Here is a 23,774-nt window from a genome sequence, read left to right as displayed (position 1 = left end):
AGCACTCATCAAATGAGAGTGCTAACAGTAAGGTGAGGAAAATGCTGGATGAAAGAAAGAAAAAGATACTTCAGGCAGTTATAGATGATTATATAAACACGGGTGAGCCGGTTGGCTCACGTACAATTGCCAAAAAGTACATCTTTGGTATTTCTTCTGCCACAATCAGAAATGAGATGTCTGACCTGGAAGAGATGGGGTATCTGGAACAGCCACATACCTCGGCTGGGAGAATTCCATCTGATAAAGGCTATAGATATTATGTTGATGAACTTATGAGAGTAACAAGGCTTTCGCCTCAGGAGATTGCGTTTATAAGGTCCCAGCTGGATATAAAATTTAACGAGATAAATGAGTACATGGAAAATATAGCCAAGATTATTTCGAATCTTACAAACTACACAGCTGTGATTTCAACGCCGAATGTGAAGAAAAGCTATATTAAACATCTGCAGCTTCTGCCGGTGGATAGCAAGAAGTATATACTGATTTTAGTGACAAATACCGGGCTTGTGAAGGATATACTTTTGGACAAACCGGAGAACATTGAAACCAGGGAGTTTGTATATATCTCTAATGTCCTCAACGAGAAGCTAAGCGGACTTAAGCTTGAAGATATTGATGAAAACATTGTTTTGGACATTGAAAATAGTTTGGGGAAGAACAAGGCAATACTCTCTCCAATTATTGACAGTGTTCTTAGGACAATCAGTGCAGCAGACAGTACAGAGGTTGTGCTAAGTGGCATAAAAAACATGTTTGACTTTCCGGAGTTCAGTGATGTTTTAAAAGCCAAGATATTTTTACACATATTCGAGCAAAAGGACATGCTGAGAAAAATTATAAACTCTTCAATGCACGAACATATAACCATACGCATAGGCACAGAAAATCCAATTGAAGACCTGAAAGAATGCAGTATTGTTCTTTCCACTTATCGAATAGGAGAGAATATTGCAGGTTCGATTGGTATTATCGGACCAAAGAGGCTGAAGTATTCACAAACAGTTTCTTTGATTGATTATATCTGCGATGAGCTATCTGATATTTTGACAAGACTTTTCACAGAATAAATAAAGAGGTGATTTTTTGGGATGTGTGAAATGGAAAACAAAGAGTTGAAAAATGAAGAGACAAACATTTCTGAAAGTCCTCCGAATGCTGAAAACACAGAAAAGGAAGCTTTACAGAAGCAGGATGTAAGTAGACAGAGTGAAAATGATCAGGCTGAAAATGCCGGGCAGGATACCAGCACTCAGGACCAGGAAGACCCGGTTGAAGTGTTAAAGAAGCAGCTTGAAGAGAAGGAAAAGGAAGTTGAAGAATACAAAAGCTTGTGTCAGCGAATTGCCGCTGACTTTGACAACTACAAAAAACGAATTGCAAAGGACAGGGAAAATATGTACTATGAGGTTGTTGCCGACGTTGTGGGAAAACTTCTTCCCATTGTTGACAATTTTGAAAGAGCCATTAGCTCTGCCAGGGAATCAGAAAATACAAACGAAGAGTTCATAAAAGGGCTTGAGATGATAAAAAAGCAAATTGATGATATCTTCTCAAAGCTCGGGGTTGAGCCCATTGAGGCTTTAAATAAGGAGTTTGACCCGTACCTTCACAATGCTATTATGCATGTGGAGGATGAAAGGTACGGTAAAAATATTGTAATTGAAGAATTCCAGAAGGGTTATAAGATAAAAGACAGGGTTATAAGATACAGCCTTGTTAAGGTCGCAAATGCAAACTAAAAATAAAAAAGGAGGTTGATAACAATGGCTCATATTTTAGGTATAGACCTTGGTACAACAAACTCTTGTATGGCGGTAATTGAAGGCGGTCAGCCTGTTGTTATTCCAAACGCAGAAGGTTTCAGAACAACACCGTCTGTTGTTGCTTTTACAAAGACTGGTGAGAGACTTGTTGGTCATGCAGCAAAAAGGCAGGCAATTACAAATCCTGAGAGGACAATTATCTCAATCAAAAGAGATATGGGTACAAATAGAAGAATCAGGATAGATGACAAAGAATATTCACCGGAAGAGATCTCTGCTATGATTTTGATGAAACTGAAAGCTGATGCTGAGGCATACCTTGGTGAAAAGATCACACAGGCTGTTATTACTGTTCCTGCATACTTTACTGACTCCCAGAGACAGGCAACAAAAAACGCAGGTAGAATTGCGGGACTTGAGGTTTTGAGGATTATCAACGAGCCAACAGCGGCTGCTCTGGCATATGGGCTTGATAAAGAGGGACATCAGAAGATAATGGTATATGACCTTGGTGGTGGAACGTTTGACGTTTCAATCCTGGAAATTGGCGATGGTGTCATTGAGGTGCTGGCAACATCTGGTAACAACAGGCTTGGTGGCGATGACTTTGATCAGAGGATTATTGACTATATAGCAGACGAGTTTATGAAAGAGCACGGAATTGACCTGAGAAAAGACAAGGTTGCACTCCAGAGGCTAAAAGATGCAGCAGAAAGAGCAAAAATTGAACTCTCGTCTGCGCTTCAGACAACAATAAATCTTCCATTCATTGCCGCTGATGCAAACGGTCCAAAGCACATTGACATGGTATTGACAAGAGCTAAATTTGAGGAGCTTATAAAAGACCTTGTTGAAAAGACAAGAGAACCTGTTGAGACAGCACTTTCCGATGCAAAGCTCACACCCGAACAGATTGACAAGGTAATTCTGGTTGGTGGTTCAACAAGAATACCTTATGTTCAGGAATTTGTAAAGAAACTCACCGGCAAAGAACCATTCAAGGGTATAAACCCTGATGAATGTGTTGCCATTGGTGCAGCAATCCAGGCAGGTGTGCTGGCAGGGCAGGTAAAAGATATATTGCTGCTGGACGTGACACCACTTTCACTTGGTATTGAAACCCTGGGTGGTGTATTCACAAAGATAATTGAGAGAAATACAACAATCCCGACAAGAAAGAGCCAGATATTTACAACCGCAGCAGACGGACAGACTCAGGTAGAGATTCACGTTTTGCAGGGTGAAAGACCGCTTGCAAAGGACAACAAGACACTTGGCAGGTTCATCTTAGACGGAATTCCACCTGCTCCACGCGGTGTTCCGCAGATCGAGGTCACATTTGACATTGACGCAAACGGAATAGTACACGTTTCTGCAAAGGATCTTGGCACAGGTAGGGAACAGAAGATAACAATAACCTCCCAGACACACCTTAGCGAGGAGGAGATTCAAAGAGCAATCAAAGAGGCAGAGATGTATGCAGAACAGGATAGAAAGAGAAAAGAGCTCATCGAAGCAAGGAACAAAGCAGATTCCATCATATACCAGACAGAAAAGCTATTGCGTGACCTTGGCGATAAGATGACAGCAACCGAAAAAGAGCAAATTGAAACAAAACTCAAAGAACTCAAAGATGTTATGAATGGTGAGGACAAAGATCGAATTGAAAGGGCAATTGACGAATTAACCAAATTATTCTATGATGTTTCAACAAGGCTGTATCAGCAGGGCTATACACAGGCTGGACCTCAGGGCAATGCAAACCCTGGAGGGCAGGCTGGAACTGATGGCAATGATAATACAGATTATAAGGTATATTAATAAGTTTACTCTCTTTGAAAAGAGGGACCAAAGTCATTCATTTGAAAGGTGGCTTTGGTCCTTTTTAATAGTTTGTTAAAAGTGTATATAATAATATTCAGTAAGCGAAGTGGGTGATTAAAAATGACACAGAAAAGGGATTACTATGAAATATTGGGTGTTTCTAAAAATGCAACACAGGAGGAAATAAAAAGAGCATATAGAAGACTTGCAAAGCAATATCACCCTGATGCAAACCCGGGCAACAAAGAAGCTGAAGAAAAATTTAAAGAGATAAATGAGGCATATGAAGTTTTAAGCGACCCTGAAAAGAGAAGAAAGTATGACCAGTTTGGTCATGCAGCATTCGACCCAACATATGGTGCTCAGGGTGGAGGATTTTCTGGTGGTTTTTCTGGTGGTTTTGCCGACTTTGACTTTGGAAGTTTTGGAGACATATTCGAAGACCTTTTTGAAGGGTTTGATATCTTTGGGTCATCAAGAAGAAGGAAAGAAACACCGAGGAAAGGTGCTGATATATATGTTGATTTAGAACTGACATTAAAAGAGTCAGTATTTGGTTGTGAAAAAGAGATTCCTATTTACAGAACAGAGAAATGTTCTGTCTGTGGTGGAAGTGGTGTAAAACCAGGATCAGCACCTGTTAGATGTCAAAAATGTGGGGGTACCGGGCAGATAAGATCAAGGCAGTCAACATTCTTTGGTGAGTTTACTACAATAAAAACATGCGATGCCTGCGGTGGTACTGGAACAATAATTGCCGATCCATGCAGGGAATGTGGTGGTACAGGGAATGTCAGACGCCAGAGAAGGGTTAAGATAAACATCCCTGCTGGAATTGACGATAGACAGGTAATAACTTTAAGGGGCGAAGGAGAAAGTGGCATCAAAGGTGGACCAAATGGTGATTTGCACATTAGAATCAAAATAGCACCTCATCCTGTTTTTAAACGGGTCGGGCAGGACCTTTATGTGGAAGTACCAATTACATTTGTCAATGCAGCACTGGGTGGTGAGATAGAAATACCTACACTGGATGGCAGAACAAAAGTTAAAATTGAACCGGGGACACAAAATGGTGATGAAGTAAGAATTAAGGGCAAAGGTGTGCCGTATCTTAGGGGCAGAGGCAGAGGCGATTTGGTTGTGAAATTCATTGTTGAAGTGCCAAAGAAGCTGTCTGAAAAGCAAAAGGAGCTTTTGAGGAAGTTTGAAGAGCTTTCATCTGAAGAAGGATATGAAAGGAAAAAACATTTTTGGGATAGGATAAGAGAGGCTTTTTCGTAAACTTGCAAAAAGGAGAAATGCAGGAATATGAAATGGTTTGAGATTTCAATTAAGACGGTTCAAGAGGCAGAAGATGCCATTTCAAATGTTTTATATGATCTTGGAGCAAATGGTGTTGTGATAGAAGATGATGAGATTGTAAAATATCCAAACTCGTGGGACTATATAGACGAAAATCAATTTGTCAAACAAAACTTTGCAATTGTCCGTGCATATTTTCCTGAAAGTGTAAATATCTCTGAGCTTATTTTCAACATTGAAGAAAGGTTAAAAGATGTTTCACAGTACCTTGATATTGGCGAAGGAAGGATTGAAATTTCTGAGGTTGATGAAAAAGACTGGGCGGAGGAGTGGAAAAAGTATTACAGGCCGGTTGAAATAGGGAGCATTATAATTGTACCATCTTGGGAAAGTTACCAGGCTACCGGTGAAAAGATTGTTGTAAAGCTTGACCCTGGCATGGCATTTGGTACGGGTACGCATGAGTCCACAGCACTCTGTTTGGAAGCAGTTCAAAGGTATATAAAACCTGGAGTTGATGTAATTGATATTGGCACAGGTTCAGGGATTTTAGCAATTGCAGCCAAAAAACTTGGTGCAAATAGGGTTGTGGCAGTGGATATAGATGATGTTGCTGTAAAGGTTGCAAGAGAAAATGCTGCCATGAACAATGTTGATATTGAAGTTAAACAAAATGATCTGGTTTTTGGAATTGAAGAAAAGTTTGATATAGCAATTGCAAACATTATAGCTGATATAATAATGAAATTGGCAGGAGAGGTTAAAAATGTTTTAAAGGAAGGTGGACTTTTCATTTCCTCTGGTATTATTGAAGATAGACTTGATGATGTGTTGAAAAGCTTAAAAGAAAGTTTTTTAGATGTAATTGAGATCAAAAAACTTAACAGCTGGTGCCTTGTTGTGGCGAAGAGAAAATAAAAAACAGGGTGATAGACATTGCCTATTTTTTTTATTGATAGCAGGGACATTGTCAATGACGTTGCATATATAAGAGATAAAGAAGATATAAACCACATAGTGAAGGTTTTGCGAAAGAGAGAAGGAGAGGTTTTAAATCTTTGCGATGGTGTATATGATTACAGAACCAGGATATTAGAAATTTCAAAGGATGGTATTAAAGTAGCAATTGAAGAAAAAGTGCAAAATCAGCGCGAGCCGAAAAAAGACATTTTTTTATTTCAGTGTATTATAAAGAATCAAAAAATGGATATTATAATTCAAAAAGCAACAGAACTTGGGGTAAAGAGCATAATCCCTGTTATATCAAAAAGAGTTGTCATTGATATCGGTGAAAAGGAAGAGAAAAAGTTAGAACGCTGGCAGAAAATCGCGAAAGAAGCGCAAAAGCAGTGTCTAAGACCATACCCTCCACTGATACAAAAACCTGTTGAAATTGATAGAGTCAAAGACTTTCTTGATGATCTTGACCTTCTTATAATTCCATATGAAAAGGAAAGAAAAAACTTTTTGGCTGTTAATTCTGATACAAGCAAAGTGGGTATATTGATTGGTCCGGAGGGTGGTTTTGAAGAGGAGGAAATAGAGATTTTTAAAAAACTGCAAAAGGTAAAGATTGTCTCGCTTGGAAAGCGCATTTTAAGAAGTGAAACTGCTGCTATTTCTACGATTTCTATTGTTATGCATCTTCTTGGTGAGATATGAAAGGAAGGATAGAAGGTGGTTGTGTATTTTGACAATGCGGCGACAACGCGACCATTTGATGAGGTTGTGGAAAGTTTAAAGGAGTTTTTGCTTCAGAATTACGGGAATCCCTCATCTTTGCACAGGCTTGGTGTAAGTGCAGAAAAAGTATTGAAGGAAGCAAGACACAGAATAGCCCAGAAAGTAGGTGCTACTCCTGATGAGATTTATTTTACATCGGGTGGCACAGAGGCAAATAACCTGGCGCTGATTGGTGTTGCCTTTGCCAATAAGAAAAGAGGCAATAAGATTATCTCAAGCCCTGTTGAACATCCATCGGTGTCAAGTACGCTTGATTACCTGAAAAGTTGTGGGTTTGAGATTGGCTTTTTGAAGGTTGACCAGAATGGGAATATTGATTTTGAAGAACTTGAGAATGAAGTGGACACAGGGACCATTCTGGTAAGTGTGATGCTTGTAAATAATGAAACAGGGCATATTTTTGATGTAAAAAAGATAGCTCAAGTTGTAAAAAGAAAAAATCCCAATGTGCTTGTTCACACAGATGCAGTTCAGGCATTTATGAAGGAAAAGATAGATGTAAGAGATTTGAATGTTGATTTGATGTCGCTGAGCGGACATAAAATTCACGCACTGAAGGGAATTGGAGCGCTGTATATCAAAAAAGGAGTTAATATTCAGCCTATAATCTTTGGTGGGGAGCAGCAGAATAAAATAAGACCTGGGACAGAAAATATGCCGGGTATTTTTTCAATTTACAAGGCAATGGAAGTGTATGAAAAACTGCAAAATGAGCAGCCAGATAAACTGAGGATGATAAAACAAAGATTTATTGATGGACTGCAGGATTTTGATGATGTTTTTATAAACTCCCCACTTGATGTGACATCGGATGCAATCTTGAATGTATCGTTTTTGGGAATTAAATCCGAGGTTTTGCTTCATACTCTTGAAGGCTATGGTGTTTTTGCATCCTCTGGTTCTGCCTGTTCATCGAGAGGTAGAACATACAACAGGGTTCTTTACAGCATGAAAAAATCAATGGAAATTGCACAGAGCAGCATACGCTTTAGTTTTTCTTATTTAAATACTCCTGAAGAGGTTGACTATGTCCTTGAAGTATTGAAAAAATCACTCAAGTTTTTGCAAGAAATAAAACGCAAAGGATGAACGCAATGAAGGCTATTTTAATAAGATATGGAGAGCTTGCTCTGAAAGGATTAAATCGTCCTTTTTTTGAGAAAAGGCTTATAAAAAACATAAGAAAAAAACTGAAAAATATTGAAAATATCTCAATTAAAAAAGAACAGGGAAGAATATTTATTGAAAATCTTTCTGAAGACCATTTCAATTTTGCAATTGAAAGGTTAAAGAAGGTTTTCGGTCTTGTGGGTTTTACCATCTGTGAGGTTGCAGAAAAGGAGATAGAGGCTATAAAATCTGCAGATTTAAATGCAGCTCTTAATGAGATTAAAAAAGGTAAGAGGACCTTCAAGGTTGAAACAAAGCGGGCTGACAAGACATTCAAGCTTACATCACTTGAGATTTCAAGGCTTGTCGGAGCACATCTTCTTAAAAATCTTGCTGACATGTATGGGCTTGTGGTAGATGTTCATAATCCGGATTTTGAAGTAAAGATAGAGATAAGAGATAAGGCATATGTATACTCATCGGAAGAGAAGGGTATTGGTGGTATGCCGCTTGGCACAGGTGGAAAGGCGCATCTTTTGCTCTCTGGCGGGATAGACAGCCCTGTTGCAGGGTTTATGATAGCAAAAAGAGGTGTTGAAATAGAGGCGGTGCATTTTTACAGCTTTCCATATACAGGTGAAAAGGCAAAAGAAAAGGTGATTGACCTTTGCAAAGTTTTGGCACAGTTCACAGATAAACTAAAACTTTATATTGTGCCCTTTATTGAAATACAAACCACTATTTATGAGAAATGTGATGAAAAATACCTCACAATTATTATGAGAAGGTTTATGATGAGGATTGCAGAAAGGATTGCCAAATTAAACGGTGGTATGGCACTTGTTACCGGTGAGAGCATTGGACAGGTTGCGAGCCAGACAATGGAAAGCATTATATGCACAAATGCCGCTGTATCAGTGCCGGTTTTAAGACCTCTTGTTGGTATGGACAAAAAGGAAATAATAAGGATTGCAAAAAATATTGGCACATATGATATTTCAATCCTGCCATATGAAGATTGCTGCACAGTATTTGTTCCAAAACATCCGAAGACAAAACCAAGGCTTGAGGAAGTTATAAAAGAAGAGGAAAAATTGGATATTCAACTGTTAATAGAAAATGCCATCTCAAATACTGAATGGATGGTGATAGAAGATAGGTGATTTGATTCGTCTTCAGAAGTTTATGGCTGATTGTGGCGTTGCATCACGTAGAAAATGTGAAGAGATTATTCTCCAGGGAAGAGTAAAGGTAAACGGAAGAACGGTTACAGAGCTTGGATTTAAAGTTGACCCTCAAAAGGATGAGGTCTTTGTCGATGGTAAAAAACTTGTCCCGGTACAGAAAAAGATATATATAATGCTAAACAAACCATTTGGTGTTATATCTTCTGCAAAGGATGAGAAAGGCAGAAAAACAGTTATAGACCTTGTAAAAGACAAAGTGGATGTTAGAGTGTTTCCGGTTGGAAGACTTGATTTTGATACAACAGGGCTTATACTTCTCACAAATGATGGGGAGTTTGCATATAAGGTTACACATCCAAAGCATGATATTGAAAAGACGTATATTGCTTTAATTTCTGGTGTGCCAACCAGAGATGAAATTGAGCGGTTTGAAAAGGGTCTTGTGATTGATGGAAAGCTGACGTCACCAGCAAAGCTTAAAGTTTTGAAGGTTTTCAAACAGAGCTCACTTGTTGAGATAAAAATTCATGAAGGTAGAAACAGGCAGGTAAGGAAGATGTGCGATGCAATTGGGCACAGGGTGTTGAGCCTTAAAAGAGTTGCAATAGGTAAGCTTAAGCTTGGTAGGCTAAAAGAAGGAGAATTTGTTTTTTTGGATGAAAATATGGCAAACAAGGTGTTTGAAAAGTGAAGATTTTGGAAAGGAGACGGTGAGATTGGTTGATGAAAGAGTAAAAACCCTTGCTAAAAATCTCATTGAGTATTCTGTTGATTTGAAAATTGGCGAGAAGATTTTAATAGAGCTAATCGGTGAGGAAATTGATTTGGCTAAGGAACTTATAAAGGTTTCGTATCAAAAAGGTGCAACTCCGTTTTTGTGGATTAAAAATCAAAGTCTTCTGAGAAAGCTTCTTTTGAACGCAAATGAAAAACAAATAGAGGTTATTGCTGAAAACGAGAAACAACTTATGGAACAGATGGATGCATATATAGGTATTAGATCAAGTCAGAATCCGTTTGAACTCAGTGATGTGCCGGATGAGAAGATGGCTTTGTACCAAAAAATCTGGCTTCACAGAGTGCATGGAGAGGTAAGAGTGCCAAAGACAAAATGGTGTATTTTAAGATACCCCAATTATTCCATGGCACAGCAAGCGAGGATGAGCAAGGAGGCATTTGAGGATTTTTATTTCAATGTTTGCAATCTTGACTATAGAAAAATGTCAAAGGCGATGGACAGGCTTGTTGAGCTTATGGAAAAAACAGATGAAGTAAGAATAGTAGGAAAGGATACCGACCTCAGATTTTCCATAAAAGGTATGAAGGCTATCAAGTGTGATGGGCATATGAATATACCTGACGGTGAAGTATACACTGCGCCGGTTAAGAACTCTGTCAATGGCTATATAACCTATAATACACCTTCAAACTATGCAGGTTTTAGGTTTGAAAATATCAGATTTGAGTTTAAAGATGGGAGAATTGTAAAAGCTACTGCAAATGATACAGAAAAGCTAAATAAGATATTGGACACGGACGAAGGTGCGAGGTATATTGGAGAGTTTTCAATTGGTCTTAATCCATACATTACAAAGCCCATGGAAGATACGCTGTTTGATGAAAAAATAGCCGGGAGCATACATTTTACACCGGGCAGTGCTTATGAAGATGCTGACAATGGAAACAGGTCAGCCGTGCACTGGGATATAGTACTTATTCAAACTCCTGAATATGGTGGTGGGGAGATTTATTTTGATGGAAAACTTATAAGAAAAGATGGAAGGTTTGTAATACCTGAACTTGAAGATTTAAACCCTGAAAAGCTGAAGTAAGGTTTTTCACAAATTTGGGTCCATATGAATAACATGAAAGTGGACATAAAATTTTATAGGGTGAGAAAACTTTGGATAGCTACTTCTCAGCTCAGGAGCTTGGCACATTTGCGGGAATTACAGTTGCTACAAATGTTATTGTTCAGTTTACAAAAGATATATTCAAAAAACGATGTAAAGACTATGTAATCAGAATTTACACATTTTTCGTGGCGTTTATACTGTCTTTTGTATTTATACCTCATAAAAATACAGTAAAAGATATACTGCTGCTTTTGATTAATTCAGTTTTAATTTGCATGGCATCATTCGGAAACTATGAAATATTCAAGGACACATACAAAAAAAGAAGTAGCGTACCAAAATAGTATAAAGTATTTTAGGGGATGCGCAGCCTGCATCCCCTTATTTCTAATATTCTATTTGCTTGTTACTCTATGCTTTACTGAATTTCCTTTATCTTTTCATCAAGTTCTTTTAATTCATCTATTAGGTGACTTTTTGCTTTTGAAACATCTTCAATTTTCGAGAACTCTTCTAACAGCGCATTTTTTGTTTCGATTGGAAGAGAAAACTCTTTTAAATTTACCAGGTTTGTATCAAAAAATATATCGCATCTGGGAGCAAACATTTTTCATCCCCCCTTCTACTATATATTATACCCCTTTTCTTATCAATATGTTCGATGTATGCACGAATACTTTAAAAATACAGGTATATTTAAACTTCAAAATCTTTGCTATAATAAAGAGTAGCTTGGCCTGTGGAAAAATTTTTAATGCTAATATTCTAAAAATTTTGAGGAGATAAAAAATATGGGAAGCTTCATAGAATTTAAGAATGTTTATTTTTCATATACAGGTTCGGATGGTAATAAAAGCCCTGCATTGACAGATATAAACCTTGAAATTGAAAAGGGAGAGTTTGTTGTAATATTGGGACTCAACGGTTCAGGGAAGTCGACTTTTGCAAAACTTATAAACGGGCTTTTGATACCTGAAAAAGGTGACGTTCTGGTGGACGGTATTAGTACTAAGGATATAAATAGAATTTGGGATATACGAAGAAAGTGCGGTTATATATTTCAAAATCCGGACAACCAGTTGGTTGCTTCAATAGTTGAAGAAGATGTTGCCTTTGGTCCAGAGAATCTGGGGCTTGCACGTGAAGAGATAATAAGAAATGTAAGTGAAGCACTTGAAGCTGTTGAAATGACAGAGTACAGAAACCATGCAACTTACAAGCTTTCCGGTGGACAAAAACAAAGGGTTGCAATTGCCGGAGTTCTGGCAATGAAACCGGAATGCATAATTTTGGATGAGCCAACTTCTATGCTTGACCCGAAAGGTAGAAAAGAGGTCATTTCGACTATTTTAAGACTTAACAGAGAAGAGAAAAAGACTATAGTCATGGTTACTCATAATATTGATGAGATGGTATATGGTAACAGGGTGGTTGTTTTGGAGAATGGAAGAATAAAATATGTGGGGACTCCAGAAGAGATTTTGAAGTTTGACTGGTTTTATGAAATGGGATTTGACATGCCTCAGATCCTGAAGCTTTCTTATGAGCTTAAAAACAGGGGAATCAATATAGAAAAAGAAATCTGGACAGTTGATGAAATGGAGAGATTTTTATGTTCATTGAGATGAGAAATGTTGAATTTATATATGGAGATAAAACACCATTTGAAAAAAAAGCATTATCTGGGGTAAACCTCACAATTTCTAAAGGTGAGTTTATCGGTATAATAGGAAAAACTGGTTCGGGGAAATCAACTCTTGTTCAGCTTATGAACGGGCTTCTTTTGCCTCAGCAGGGGGATGTAATTGTTGATGGAATAAATACCAAGGATAAAAAGAGGATAAAAGAGATTAGAAAAAGGGTGGGACTTGTTTTTCAATACCCTGAATATCAACTCTTTGAAGAGACAGTGTATAGAGACATTGCATTTGGACCCCGAAATTTGGGGTTTTCTGATAAGGAAATCGAAAGAAAAGTCAAAGAGGTTTGTGAGCTTTTAGAGATACCCGAGTCTATCCTGGAAAAATCACCGTTTGAGCTTTCTGGTGGGCAGAAGCGCAGAGTTGCAATTGCCGGAATTTTGGCAATGGACCCCGAAGTTTTAATTCTGGATGAACCCACTGCTGGGCTTGATATGAAGGGAAGAAAGAGGATATTCAATATTATAGAAAGACTTCATCGAGAAAAGGGTAAAACTGTAATCCTTATTTCACACAATTTAGAAGATGTTGCTAATTTGTGCGAGAGAGTGATTGTATTAAATAATGGAAAGATCAGTTTTGATGGACCAAAACATGAGGTGTTTGAAAACATCAAGCTTTTAGAGAAAAGTGGTTTAATTGCTCCGGATGTATTGTATCTTCAGCACAGACTGAAGATGAGAGGCTTTAAGATAGAAAGATTTGAGTACAAGGTGGAAAAGGTTGCAGACATAATCGTAAAAAATTTGGCGGGAAACATTACAAAAGAAGGTGACAGGAGATAATGGTGGACTTTGTAATTGGTCAGTATATCAAAAGGGATTCTTTTGTGCACAGGCTTGATCCGCGTACAAAGATAATAATTTTGATTTTTTTCTGTATTTCGATATTTGCAGTTAGTGATTTTTATGGATATGTATTTTTGTTTGCTTTGATAGTATTATGGACCATCTTTTCCAAGACAAACCCAATGTTACTTTTGCGCGGTACCAAACCAGTGTTTGTTTTAATTTTGATAACTGTTATTTTTAATCTTTTTTTGACTCAAGGGAAACCTGTAGTAAAATTTTGGGCTTTGACCATTACCGATAAAGGAATAATTCTTTCACTTTTTTTAATAATAAGGCTATTACTGCTTGTGTTTTCTACAAGCCTGCTTACACTTTCAACCTCTCCAATAGAGATAACAGATGCTTTGGAAGAGTTACTGAGACCTTTAAAGAAGCTCAGATTTCCTGTTCATGAGATTTCAATGATGATGTCAATTGCCTTTAGATTTATTCCTACAATCTATGAAGAGACAGACAAGATTATGAAGGCTCAAATGTCAAGAGGTGCTGATTTTGAAAGTGGAGGACTTGTAAAAAGAGCAAAGTCTCTTTTGCCGCTTTTGATTCCGCTTTTTATATCGGCATTTAAAAGAGCAGATGAGCTGGCAATTGCTATGGAGGCAAGATGCTACAGGGGTTCAGAGGGCAGAACAAAACTCAAAAAGCTCCAGTATTCTAAGGACGACTATATTTCGTTTTTGATATCAGCAATTTTAATAGCTTTAGCCATAATAGTGAGGTGAGAACTTTTTGAGAAATATTCTTCTAACAATTGAATATGATGGAACAAACTATTTTGGATGGCAGAGACAGCCCAATAAGAAAACAATACAGGGTGTTATTGAAGAGGCGATAAAAAATATAACTGGAGAAAAGGTAAACCTTGTGGGGTCAGGTCGTACAGATGCAGGAGTACATGCTCTTGCTCAAAAGGCAAATTTTAAAACAGCAAGCAAAATCCCAGTAGAGAAATTTCCTTTTGCGCTCAATTCAGTTCTTCCAAATGATATTTCAATCAAGGATGCAATTGAGGTTTCGCTTGAGTTTTCAGCACGCTACAGTGCAAAGCAAAAGACTTACAAGTATCTCATTTATAATCACAGAACAAGACCTGCCATTTTACGAAATTATGCTTATTACTTTCCATATGATCTTGATATAGTCTCAATGCAAAGGTCCTGTGAGTATTTTATAGGTGAGTATGACTTCAGTAGCTTCTGCTCAAGTGGCAGTGAAACAAGCTCAAAGGTGCGTAAAATTTTTGATTGTTATCTGACATTTGAGAATGAATGTATTGCCATATACATTACAGCAAATGGGTTTCTTTACAATATGGCAAGAATAATTGCTGGGACAATTTTGGATGTGGGTGCTGGCAGGATAAAACCCACTGACATTCCACTTATAATAGAGAGCAAAGATAGAACAAGAGCCGGTAAAACTCTTCCACCATGGGGGCTTTATCTTGTAGATGTCATTTACTGAACGCATGTAGTTCTTATTTGGGAAAATAAAATGGTGGGGATAATAGGACTCGAACCTATGACCTCTTGCATGTCAAGCAAGCGCTCTAACCAACTGAGCTATATCCCCACCGGTTATTATTTACTTTTAGCAGTACTTATTATAGCACAGATTTTTAAAATTTGCAAATAGAATTGAATAACTACAAGCGCTTGATTTTAACTTTGAGAGCAGAGAAAATATTTAATGGAAAAATTTTATATATTGGTAGTAATACAGTATGGGGAGGCAGATAATGAAACGGGTTGTAAAATTTTTGGGAATTTCAGTTAGCAGTATAATTCTAATATTTGTTTTGGTGGAGCTTATGATAATTTACTTTGGTATGATTAGCAAACCAAAAAAATCTGATGCTATCATTGTACTGGGGTGTGCTGTGTATGGAAACTTTCCAAGTCCGTTTTTTAAAAGCCGTCTTGATGAAGCACTGAAGCTTTATAATAAAGGTTTTGGCAGATATATAATAGTCTCAGGCGGAAAAGGAGAGGGGGAATATATTTCTGAAGCAGAGGCTGGCAAAGAATACCTTGTGACAAGAGGGGTGCCATCTGAGGTTATTCTTATCGAAAATAAATCTTTTTCAACTTATGAAAATTTGTTATTTTCCAAAAAGCTTATGGATAGATACGCTTTGAAAAGTGCAGTGATTGTGTCAAATAAGTTTCACTTGAAAAGGGCAAGTATTATTGCAAGAAGGGTTGGAATACAGGCAAGCCTGTCCGGAGTTTATGTGGGTCAGTATCTTCATGAGGAGATTCGTGGTTATTTACGGGAAGGGATAGCAGTTTTGTATACATATCTTTCCTGCTTTAAGTAGAGAACATTTAGTAAAAGTGAATGTATTGACATTATCCTGCTACTTGTGATATTCTTATAGAGGTAAAAAAGAAGTAGAAGTCTATCGCTTCTCACCTATCCGACGCTTGTGATGTCGGAAGGTCAATAGGAGTTTGAGCCAGAGGTGGGCTCAAAGTACGCCTATTGAGTGGATAGACTATGCTTCTATCCACTTTTTGTTTAAATTAGTATATGTTATTTATTTTTCAGGAGGTGTTTTGATATAAATAATAAAAATTTGCCAATTAATGAGCAGATAAGAGACAAAGAAGTAAGGGTGATTGATGAGAACGGAGTTCAGCTTGGTATTATGAGCATCAGGGAAGCACTGAGGATTGCTGAGGAGAAAAAACTTGACCTTGTTAAGATTGCTCCTCATGCAAACCCGCCTGTGTGCAAAATAATGGACTATGGAAAGTACAAATTTGAACTTGCCAAGAAAGAAAAAGAGGCGAAGAAAAATCAGAAGGTTATCAATGTAAAAGAAGTAAGACTTACAACCACAATAGAGGACCATGACTTTAATGTAAAGGTTAAGAATGCTATCAGGTTTTTGCAGGATGGCGACAAGGTAAAGGTTTCCATTCGTTTCAGAGGTAGAGAGGTTTTACATCCTGAAATTGGTGAGGAGATAATAAACAGGTTTATTGAAATGGTCAAAGATTATGGAATTGTTGAAAAAAAGCCAAAACTTGATGGCAAAAATATTACAGCTGTTATAGCTCCAAAACAGCAATAAAAATTTTAGATGAGGAGGAGTAAACAGAATGCCAAAACTAAAAACACACAGAGGCCTTGCAAAAAGGATTAAAGTTAGTGGAAGCAGGAAATATCTTAGAAAGAAAGCTGGCAAAAGCCATCTTTTGAGTGGTAAATCGAGAAAAAGAAAGAGAAACTTAAAAAAGACGGTTGTTGTTGACTCTACAAATGTAAGAGCAGTGAAGAAGCTTTTACCTTATCTATAAGAAAAACCAAATAAAATATCAAATGGGAGGTAACTGACATATGAGAATCAAAAACGGTGTTTGGGCACGTAAAAGACATAAAAAGTGGTTGAAGCTTGCAAAGGGTTACTGGGGTGCAAAGAGTAAGATATTCAAACAGGCTCATATTGCTGTTATGAGATCACTGAGATATGCATATGTTGGCAGAAGACTTAAAAAGAGAGATTTCAGAAGACTCTGGATAACAAGAATCAATGCAGCTGCAAGACAGAATGGTCTTTCATATAGCAAATTTATAAATGGTCTCAAAAAAGCAGGAATTAGCCTTAACAGAAAAGTATTAGCTGACATGGCAGTAAACGATCAAAAGGCTTTTGCAGAGCTTGTTGAAATAGCTAAAAAGCAAATAAACGGCTGATGATGATAACCTGTGCAAAAGGGTAAGAATTTAAAGATGTCCGAAAATAGAAGGATTGAGGTTATAACAAGTAAAGAGAATGAGAATGTAAAAAGATTGAGAAAACTTCATGAAAAGAAACACAGAGAAGAGCTTAAAGCTTTTCTGGTTGAGGGTGTAAAAGTAGTTAGTGAAGCTATAGAATATAACCTTGAGAAAATTAATCTTCTGGTATTTTCGCAAGAAGCAGTTAAAAAGTACAATGAATTTTTTAACAGGTGTGTGAATCTTTTTAATTCGGGGAAAATACCAAGAATTGTCCAGGTGCCGGAGAGGGTTTTTGAACACATAAGCACCACCACAACACCGCAGGGGGTTCTGGCAGAGTGTTCATTTTTTGACAGACAATTGGATAGCCTGGATGGGTATAAAAGAGTGGTTGTGGTTGATGCTGTACAGGACCCTGGCAATTTGGGAACAATCATAAGGTGTGCCGATGCATTTGGATTTGATTGTATTGTTACCGTAGATGGCACAGCAGATGTGTACAATCCCAAGGTAGTTCGCTCAGCCATGGGGTCTATGTTTCATTTAGATATAATAAGAGAAGTAAAAAAAGAAGAGCTTCTGGATGCTTTTAAAAAGAAAGGTTTTTATTTGTATGTTACAACACCGTATGCAGATTTGGATATTTCTGAGTTTTGTGTTGATGACAGGTTTGCAGTGGTGATTGGCAACGAATCGAAAGGTGCTGATAAACTTTTTTTAGAAAATGCAACCAGGAAGGTTAAAATTCCTATGATTGGCAAAGCAGAATCTTTAAATGCTGCAATAGCAGCTGCAATTGTGCTGTATGAGCTCAGAAAAAAATAAATCTTTAAAGCCTTCATCCGGATTTTTTAGGTGGATGAGGGCTTAAAAATTAATTTAAGGTGGGATTTTGAAATGAATGATAAGACACAATACTTTTCATTTGACGATGGCATGGAAAGAAAAGTCAAAGAGATTTTAAGTGAGGTTTACAGTGCTTTAAAAGAAAAGGGCTACAATCCAATAGCTCAGCTTGTTGGGTATTTGATATCCGGTGACCCCACCTATATTACCAACCATAAAAACGCTCGTTCAATTATAAGGAGAATTGAAAAAGATGAAATACTGGAGGAGATTGTTAAGTTTTATATTGACAATAATATTGAGTAGTGTTTTTTTTGCTAATTGTCTTTCGATGAATTTTTATAAATTTGAAAACAGGGTTTTCAGCAATTCCAAGTTTTATGAATATGTAAAAGGGGCACTGAAGAACAAGAAAAATGGATTTGCAACAATTGTTGTGCTTAAAGATTCAAAGGATTCTTTGAGTGTTAAACATTATCTTGAGAAAAATGGTATGGATTTAGAAAAAAACAGGGTGGCTATTAATACTGAACAAGAAGGCTTATTTTTTTTGTACAGCGGTGATAACAAACTTGCATTTGTTTTTGGCAGCAATTTAAAAGATGGCTTTTGGACAGAAAAATCAGTTGAAACAAAAAGAAAAGGACTTTTACTGGATAAAGAGTTTTTAAAATTGATAAAAAACCATGAGAAAATTGGTAACCTTGCTATTTCAAAAGATTTTATTGTAAAGTTATGGGATTTTTTTTGGATTTTAAATTATCAGCTTATGTATTTAAATCGTTTTTTAATATTAATGTATGTTATTATAGTTATCTTTTCAGCGATAGGTGCTGTAGTTTTTCTTTCGAAACCTGATAGAAAATATAATAGGTTCTTTTTGAGGTTTATACCAGCCAGCATAATTTTGGGGTATATATTTGTGATTTATTCTCCTTTGCTCATCCTGAAAGTAAACAATATTTTTTTATTTTTATTGATATTCTTTTTAACAGTAATCATCACTTCTTGTTTCGATTTGAAAATTTCACAGCTTGTTTGTGCTCTTTTTGGTATATTTTCAATCTTAGGGCAAGCATTTTTAATGGATAATATTCTCCAGCTTTTGTCAACAGCCGGATATCATCCTTCACTTGCTAACAGGTTCTATGGGATTGGAAATGAATTTTTTGCCTATTTGATGGGGTTTGTATTTGTATTATCAGTTGTCAGCAATATGTCTTTTAGAAATCTTTTTGCAACTTTATTCCTGGTTGCTCTTGTTTTAGTAATTCCATACTATGGTGTAAATTTTGGAGCATTTTTTTCTGTTGTAGCTGGCATTGCAGTATTTGCATTTATCAAAGAAAAACATAAAATTAAAACACTGGCAGTTATATTTGCCTTTATTCCACTTGCAATGGTTTTGATTCTTAAAAATAGCTACATATACAATGCGTTTGCAAATTATAGCACTTTTGTTTCTATTTTAAAAAGAAAGATGTTAATGAATTTATCATATCTTTTCCGCTATCCTTTAACAATACCGGTGCTTTTGAGTTTTGTGATTTTATTGTGGATTGTTATTCAAAATAGATTTGATATACTGCCATCGGTAAAAGCGCATAAAGACAAATTTGTGTTATTTTTTATAATCGGACTGTTTTCGTTTTTGGTCAACGATTCTGGCACAATAATTATAGCCTTGCTTATGGGTTTTTTTGTTCTTGGTATATATTATACAAAGATGGTGGATGGGTATGGAGTACGTTAAATTGGGAAACACATCTCTTGTTGTAAGTAAGCTCTGTTTTGGGACACTGACCATAGGACCTCTTCAGAAAAATCTTCCTGTTGACGAAGGAGCAGAGCTATTAGCATATGCTTATCAAAGAGGGATTAACTTTGTTGATACGGCTGAACTCTATGATACATACAAATATATAAGAAGGTCTATTGAGATAGGTGGGAAAAGACCGGTGATATCAACAAAGTCATATGCTTATGATAAAAAGTCTGCAGAAGCATCTTTGAAAAAAGCACTATCAGAGTTGAATGTTGATTACATCGATTTATTTATGTTGCATGAACAGGAAGGTGATCACACCTTTAAAGGGCACTATGAGGCGATAGAATACTTTTTGAAGGCAAAAGAAAAAGGATATGTTAGGCATTTTGGTATATCCACACATTATATCAAAGCAGTAAAAGATTCACTCAAGTATTCTGAGATTGAAGTAATACATCCAATATTCAATTTCAAAGGAATTGGGATTGTGGATGGCACAATTTACCAGATGATTGAGGCTGTAAAAGAAGCATATAGGTTAGGTAAAGGAATTTTTGCAATGAAAATATTTGGTGGTGGAAATCTTCTTTCGGATTTCAAAAATGCTCTTGAGTTTGTATTTGACTTTCCATATCTTCACTCTGTTGCTGTTGGGATGCAAAGCAGATTTGAAATTGATTACAACATAAAATGTTTTGAAGAAAGGAAAGTGTATTTAGATGAAAAGCTGCTTGAAAATATAAAAACAAAAAGGCTTCATGTAGAAAGCTGGTGTGAAGGGTGCGGCAGATGTGTAAAGTATTGCCATCAAAAAGCACTGAAACTGAAGGATGGCAAAGTTACTGTTGATTATACAAAATGCTTATGCTGTGGATACTGTAGCAGGTACTGCAACGTGTTTGCGCTCAAGATAATTTAGAAAAATTGTGCAGGTGATTTGAGTTTGAGGATTTTGTGTCTTGACGTAGGAACAAGAAGGGTTGGGATTGCTATTTCTGATCCTCTTATGATAACCGCTCAGCCTCTTTGTACTGTTGACCTTAAAAGTGAAGATTTATATTCAGCCCTGGATAAGCTGTTTGAAAAATATCAAATAGCTAAAATAGTTGTGGGGTATCCTCTGAGTAAATTTCACCCGGATGAGAAAACCGAGAATCTCAAAAAGATTGATGGAATATGTAATGAGCTTGAAAAAAGATATAAGGTAGAAGTTATTAAATGGGATGAGAGGTTTTCCACAAAAGCTGTTGAAAGAGTATTAGCAGAAGAAAATAGATCATGGAAAAAGAAAAAGAATGTGATTGACAAACTCTCTGCTGTGTACATCTTGCAAGGATATCTTGACTTTATGAATTCCTAGAATACCCTTGAGAAGTTGATTTTCTAAGTTTTAAATGCTATATTAGTAATAAATCTAAGTGGAAAAGCGAGTGATTTTCTTGGATATTGAGAAAATTAAAAAAGAGATAGAAGATTTGAAAAAGCAAAAAAACGCAGTAATTGTTGCTCATAACTATCAGATTGACGAAATTCAGGAAATTGCCGATTTTGTAGGCGATTCATTTTATCTGAGCAAGGTGTGCGCAGATCGACCGGAGGATGTGATAGTATTTTGTGGAGTGCATTTTATGGCAGAGAGTGCAAAAATTCTATCACCACAAAAAAATGTTCTTTTGCCGGAAATAGATGCTGGATGCCCCCTTGCTGATATGATAACCGAAGAGGACGTTGATAGCCTGAGAGAAAAGTACCCTGACTATTCAATTGTGTGCTATATAAATTCTCCGGCAGCTGTCAAGGCAAAGTCTGATGTGGTCTGTACTTCGTCAAATGCGGTGAAGATTGTAAAAAACTTTCCGAATGATAAAATTATATTTTTGCCGGACAAAAATTTGGGCAGCTTTGTGAAAAAACAGGTACCTGAAAAAGATATAGTCCTCTGGGAAGGCTTTTGTATTACACATTACAGGATAAAAAAAGAAGATGTATTAAAGGCAAAAAATGCTCATCCAGAGGCATTGCTTTTGGTTCATCCTGAGTGCAGACCTGAAGTTGTTGAACTTGCTGATTTTGTCGGGAGTACCAAGCAGATTATTGATTTTGCAACATCTTCAGAGAAAAAAGAATTTATAATCGGAACTGAAATGGGAGTATTATACACTTTAAAAAAGAAAAATCCTGATAAGAAGTTCTATATTCTTCATCCAGGGATGATATGTCCTAATATGAAGAAGAATACTCTGGAATCTGTAAGGAATGCACTTTTAGAAGAGAAATATGTGATTGATGTGGAGAAAGATATTATGGAAGGAGCAAGAAAAGCGCTTTTGAAAATGCTTGAGCTCAGCTAAGTCAAAAAATTGGGGATGGTTGGTTTGATTGAATTTAAAAGATATTGTGTTGATTTTGATACAAAAAGTGATGAAGTTCTAAAATTTGATGTTGTTATTGTAGGGACGGGGGTTGCAGGACTTTATACGGCTATTAACCTTGACAGGTCTTTAAATATAGCTCTTGTGACAAAGGAAAGTATTCAGATAAGTAACACAACCCTGGCTCAGGGCGGAATTGCAGCGCCACTCAGTCAGGATGACAGCCCTGACATTCATTATATGGACACTATAAAGGCAGGAGCAGGGCTTTGCGATGGTTACATGGTAAGAATCCTGGTTGATGAGGCGATTGAAAACATAAATATTTTACTCAACATGAACATACCATTTGATTTAGATGATGAAGGAGAAATTGTGCTGGGTCAGGAGGGTGCACACAGCAGAAGAAGAATTGTCCATGCAAGCGGTGATGCAACCGGGAGAATAATTTCTGAACACCTTGGATTAAAACTGAGGTCATATGATAATGTAACCGTTTTTGAAAATGCCTTTCTTGTTGACATTCTGACAACTGGCGAACGAAAAGCACTTGGAGTTTTGCTTAAGAAGAATGGGAAAAATCTCATAATACTTGCGAAATACATTGTGCTTGCATCTGGCGGTTATGGATATTTATATAAATACACTACCAACCCTGAAGTGACAACTGGGGATGGTTGTGCAGCAGCTTTGAGGTGCGGTGCAAAGCTGATTGATATGGAATTTGTGCAATTTCATCCAACAGTGTTATACCATGAAAAGAACAAAAGTTTTTTGATTTCAGAGGCTGTGAGAGGCGAGGGCGGGATTCTTTATAATATCAATAACGAAAGATTTATGCCCAGATATCATCCACAGGCAGAGCTTGCACCGCGCGATATTGTTTCAAGGTCCATATATTTTGAGATGAAAAAAACAAACTCGCAGAATGTTTTTCTGGACATAACCCATCTTGACAGTCAGTTTATTAAAGAGAGATTTCCAAACATATATAAAACATGCCTGAGTCTTGGTTTGGATATAACAAAAGAGAGGATTCCTGTTGCACCTGCTCAGCATTACAGTATGGGTGGGGTTTTATCAGATGAATTTGGAAGGACTACAATTGAGAACTTGTTTGTATGTGGTGAAGCTGCAGGAACGCGCGTACATGGTGCAAACAGGCTTGCTTCAAACTCACTTTTAGAAGGCCTGGTTTTTGGAAGGAGGATAGCAAACTATATCAATAACAGCAATATTGGAGAGTTAAAAGAAAATGATTTCAGTTACTTCGGCAAAAATTTTAAAGAGTTTAAAGAAGATGTAATTTCTGAGGTGGAAATTTTAAGGTCAAAGATGAGCGAGTTTGCTGGAATTGTTAGGAATGAAGAAGGACTTGAAAGCTTAATTAAATATATTTTAAATAAATTATCTGTTCTGAATGAAGTAAAACTTCAAACAGCAAAGCAAATAGAATACTACAACATGCTTATGATTGGATACGTAATTGCATCTGGTGCACTGATGAGAAAAGAAAGCAGAGGCTCTCATTACAGAGAAGATTTTCCCTATCAGGACGATGTTAATTGGAAAAAGCATCTTGTGTTTTCTTTGAATGGATGGGAGGAGTGCAACAGTTGAGAATTACAATGCAAAAATGTATAATTTTGACTGGGTAGCATTGAAAGTTATTCTGTGTGCAAAAGGTTGGTAATATGTATGCTACCAGCAGAAG

Annotated in this window: 27 protein-coding genes and 1 tRNA gene; 26 read left to right on the top strand and 2 right to left on the bottom strand. The window is 36.8% G+C overall.

Annotated elements, in window-relative coordinates; genetic code table 11:
• Positions 1 to 41 precede the first annotated feature (41 nt).
• The 11 genes from hrcA (at position 42) to OTK00_RS07165 (ending at position 11,138) form a co-directional block, all read left to right on the top strand.
• On the top strand, positions 42 to 1,073 hold the full coding sequence (hrcA, locus tag OTK00_RS07215) for a heat-inducible transcriptional repressor HrcA (protein ID WP_045169671.1): 1,032 nt from the start codon (positions 42 to 44) through the stop codon (positions 1,071 to 1,073).
• A gap of 21 nt (positions 1,074 to 1,094) precedes the next feature.
• The gene (grpE, locus tag OTK00_RS07210) at positions 1,095 to 1,745 is read left to right on the top strand and encodes a nucleotide exchange factor GrpE (RefSeq protein ID WP_045169670.1); all 651 of its coding nucleotides are present in this window, start codon (positions 1,095 to 1,097) and stop codon (positions 1,743 to 1,745) included.
• A 24-nt stretch (positions 1,746 to 1,769) separates the two neighbouring features.
• Complete coding sequence (gene dnaK, locus OTK00_RS07205) at positions 1,770 to 3,590, top strand: molecular chaperone DnaK (protein WP_045169669.1); 1,821 nt, start codon at positions 1,770 to 1,772, stop codon at positions 3,588 to 3,590.
• 123 nt (positions 3,591 to 3,713) lie between these two features.
• Positions 3,714 to 4,877, top strand: a complete 1,164-nt coding sequence (dnaJ, locus tag OTK00_RS07200) for a molecular chaperone DnaJ (protein WP_045169668.1) — start codon at positions 3,714 to 3,716, stop codon at positions 4,875 to 4,877.
• Positions 4,878 to 4,904: 27 nt separating this feature from the next.
• Positions 4,905 to 5,816, top strand: coding sequence for a 50S ribosomal protein L11 methyltransferase (gene prmA, locus OTK00_RS07195; protein ID WP_045169667.1), 912 nt, complete (start codon positions 4,905 to 4,907; stop codon positions 5,814 to 5,816).
• Positions 5,817 to 5,834: 18 nt separating this feature from the next.
• A complete protein-coding gene (locus OTK00_RS07190; RefSeq protein ID WP_045169666.1) occupies positions 5,835 to 6,560 on the top strand; it encodes an RsmE family RNA methyltransferase in 726 nt (241 codons plus the stop codon).
• Positions 6,561 to 6,575: 15 nt separating this feature from the next.
• Positions 6,576 to 7,730, top strand: coding sequence for a cysteine desulfurase family protein (locus OTK00_RS07185; protein WP_045169665.1), 1,155 nt, complete (start codon positions 6,576 to 6,578; stop codon positions 7,728 to 7,730).
• Positions 7,731 to 7,735: 5 nt separating this feature from the next.
• Positions 7,736 to 8,914 (top strand): tRNA uracil 4-sulfurtransferase ThiI, encoded by a 1,179-nt coding sequence (gene thiI, locus OTK00_RS07180; protein ID WP_045169664.1) that lies wholly within the window; start codon positions 7,736 to 7,738, stop codon positions 8,912 to 8,914.
• Positions 8,907 to 9,629: a pseudouridine synthase gene (locus tag OTK00_RS07175; RefSeq protein ID WP_307188840.1), complete on the top strand. Its 723-nt coding sequence runs from the start codon at positions 8,907 to 8,909 to the stop codon at positions 9,627 to 9,629. Before thiI ends, OTK00_RS07175 begins: the two co-directional genes overlap by 8 nt.
• 25 nt (positions 9,630 to 9,654) lie before the next feature.
• Complete coding sequence (locus OTK00_RS07170; RefSeq protein ID WP_045170189.1) at positions 9,655 to 10,770, top strand: aminopeptidase; 1,116 nt, start codon at positions 9,655 to 9,657, stop codon at positions 10,768 to 10,770.
• 71 nt (positions 10,771 to 10,841) lie between these two features.
• A complete protein-coding gene (locus OTK00_RS07165; protein ID WP_045169663.1) occupies positions 10,842 to 11,138 on the top strand; it encodes a hypothetical protein in 297 nt (98 codons plus the stop codon).
• A 74-nt stretch (positions 11,139 to 11,212) separates the two neighbouring features.
• On the opposite strand, the gene OTK00_RS07160 is transcribed toward OTK00_RS07165, so the two are convergent.
• Positions 11,213 to 11,401 (bottom strand): hypothetical protein, encoded by a 189-nt coding sequence (locus tag OTK00_RS07160; protein WP_045169662.1) that lies wholly within the window; start codon positions 11,399 to 11,401, stop codon positions 11,213 to 11,215.
• Positions 11,402 to 11,585: 184 nt separating this feature from the next.
• On the opposite strand from OTK00_RS07160, the gene OTK00_RS07155 reads away from it, so the two are divergent.
• From OTK00_RS07155 to truA, 4 genes are read left to right on the top strand one after another with little or no spacing between them, the layout of a single operon-like run.
• Positions 11,586 to 12,422 carry an energy-coupling factor transporter ATPase gene (locus OTK00_RS07155; RefSeq protein WP_045169661.1) on the top strand — a complete coding sequence of 279 codons (837 nt, stop codon included), beginning with the start codon at positions 11,586 to 11,588 and terminating at the stop codon, positions 12,420 to 12,422.
• Positions 12,407 to 13,279 (top strand): energy-coupling factor transporter ATPase, encoded by an 873-nt coding sequence (locus OTK00_RS07150; RefSeq protein ID WP_045169660.1) that lies wholly within the window; start codon positions 12,407 to 12,409, stop codon positions 13,277 to 13,279. The genes OTK00_RS07155 and OTK00_RS07150 overlap by 16 nt, the downstream gene beginning before the upstream one ends.
• Complete coding sequence (locus OTK00_RS07145; protein WP_082054636.1) at positions 13,279 to 14,067, top strand: energy-coupling factor transporter transmembrane component T family protein; 789 nt, start codon at positions 13,279 to 13,281, stop codon at positions 14,065 to 14,067. Before OTK00_RS07150 ends, OTK00_RS07145 begins: the two co-directional genes overlap by 1 nt.
• A gap of 7 nt (positions 14,068 to 14,074) precedes the next feature.
• The gene (gene truA, locus OTK00_RS07140; RefSeq protein WP_045169658.1) at positions 14,075 to 14,809 is read left to right on the top strand and encodes a tRNA pseudouridine(38-40) synthase TruA; all 735 of its coding nucleotides are present in this window, start codon (positions 14,075 to 14,077) and stop codon (positions 14,807 to 14,809) included.
• Positions 14,810 to 14,840: 31 nt separating this feature from the next.
• Here truA and OTK00_RS07135 read toward each other — a convergent pair.
• A tRNA-Val gene (locus tag OTK00_RS07135) sits at positions 14,841 to 14,917 on the bottom strand.
• A 166-nt stretch (positions 14,918 to 15,083) separates the two neighbouring features.
• Here OTK00_RS07135 and OTK00_RS07130 point away from each other — a divergent pair.
• From OTK00_RS07130 to nadB, 11 genes are all read left to right on the top strand, one after another.
• Entirely contained in the window at positions 15,084 to 15,665 is a 582-nt protein-coding gene (locus OTK00_RS07130) for a YdcF family protein (RefSeq protein WP_045169657.1), read from the top strand.
• A gap of 258 nt (positions 15,666 to 15,923) precedes the next feature.
• Positions 15,924 to 16,424 carry a translation initiation factor IF-3 gene (gene infC / locus OTK00_RS07125; RefSeq protein ID WP_045169656.1) on the top strand — a complete coding sequence of 167 codons (501 nt, stop codon included), beginning with the start codon at positions 15,924 to 15,926 and terminating at the stop codon, positions 16,422 to 16,424.
• Between the two features lie 28 nt (positions 16,425 to 16,452).
• Positions 16,453 to 16,650 (top strand): 50S ribosomal protein L35, encoded by a 198-nt coding sequence (rpmI, locus tag OTK00_RS07120; protein WP_045169655.1) that lies wholly within the window; start codon positions 16,453 to 16,455, stop codon positions 16,648 to 16,650.
• A 40-nt stretch (positions 16,651 to 16,690) separates the two neighbouring features.
• Entirely contained in the window at positions 16,691 to 17,047 is a 357-nt protein-coding gene (gene rplT / locus OTK00_RS07115; protein WP_045169654.1) for a 50S ribosomal protein L20, read from the top strand.
• A 36-nt stretch (positions 17,048 to 17,083) separates the two neighbouring features.
• Positions 17,084 to 17,899, top strand: coding sequence for a TrmH family RNA methyltransferase (locus OTK00_RS07110; RefSeq protein WP_045169653.1), 816 nt, complete (start codon positions 17,084 to 17,086; stop codon positions 17,897 to 17,899).
• A gap of 72 nt (positions 17,900 to 17,971) precedes the next feature.
• Positions 17,972 to 18,226, top strand: a complete 255-nt coding sequence (locus OTK00_RS07105; RefSeq protein WP_045169652.1) for an IreB family regulatory phosphoprotein — start codon at positions 17,972 to 17,974, stop codon at positions 18,224 to 18,226.
• On the top strand, positions 18,219 to 19,673 hold the full coding sequence (locus tag OTK00_RS07100; protein ID WP_268760744.1) for a hypothetical protein: 1,455 nt from the start codon (positions 18,219 to 18,221) through the stop codon (positions 19,671 to 19,673). Before OTK00_RS07105 ends, OTK00_RS07100 begins: the two co-directional genes overlap by 8 nt.
• Positions 19,660 to 20,607 carry an aldo/keto reductase gene (locus OTK00_RS07095; RefSeq protein WP_045169650.1) on the top strand — a complete coding sequence of 316 codons (948 nt, stop codon included), beginning with the start codon at positions 19,660 to 19,662 and terminating at the stop codon, positions 20,605 to 20,607. Before OTK00_RS07100 ends, OTK00_RS07095 begins: the two co-directional genes overlap by 14 nt.
• Positions 20,608 to 20,631: 24 nt before the next feature.
• Positions 20,632 to 21,048 (top strand): Holliday junction resolvase RuvX, encoded by a 417-nt coding sequence (gene ruvX / locus OTK00_RS07090; RefSeq protein ID WP_045169649.1) that lies wholly within the window; start codon positions 20,632 to 20,634, stop codon positions 21,046 to 21,048.
• 79 nt (positions 21,049 to 21,127) lie between these two features.
• A complete protein-coding gene (gene nadA, locus OTK00_RS07085; protein ID WP_045170188.1) occupies positions 21,128 to 22,039 on the top strand; it encodes a quinolinate synthase NadA in 912 nt (303 codons plus the stop codon).
• A gap of 24 nt (positions 22,040 to 22,063) precedes the next feature.
• Positions 22,064 to 23,680 (top strand): L-aspartate oxidase, encoded by a 1,617-nt coding sequence (nadB, locus tag OTK00_RS07080; RefSeq protein ID WP_045169648.1) that lies wholly within the window; start codon positions 22,064 to 22,066, stop codon positions 23,678 to 23,680.
• The last annotated feature ends 94 nt before the right edge of the window (positions 23,681 to 23,774 follow it).

Source organism: Caldicellulosiruptor morganii, from assembly GCF_026810225.1.
In the GTDB taxonomy this organism is placed as follows: domain Bacteria; phylum Bacillota; class Thermoanaerobacteria; order Caldicellulosiruptorales; family Caldicellulosiruptoraceae; genus Caldicellulosiruptor; species Caldicellulosiruptor morganii.
This window is presented reverse-complemented; position numbering and strand designations above follow the sequence as displayed.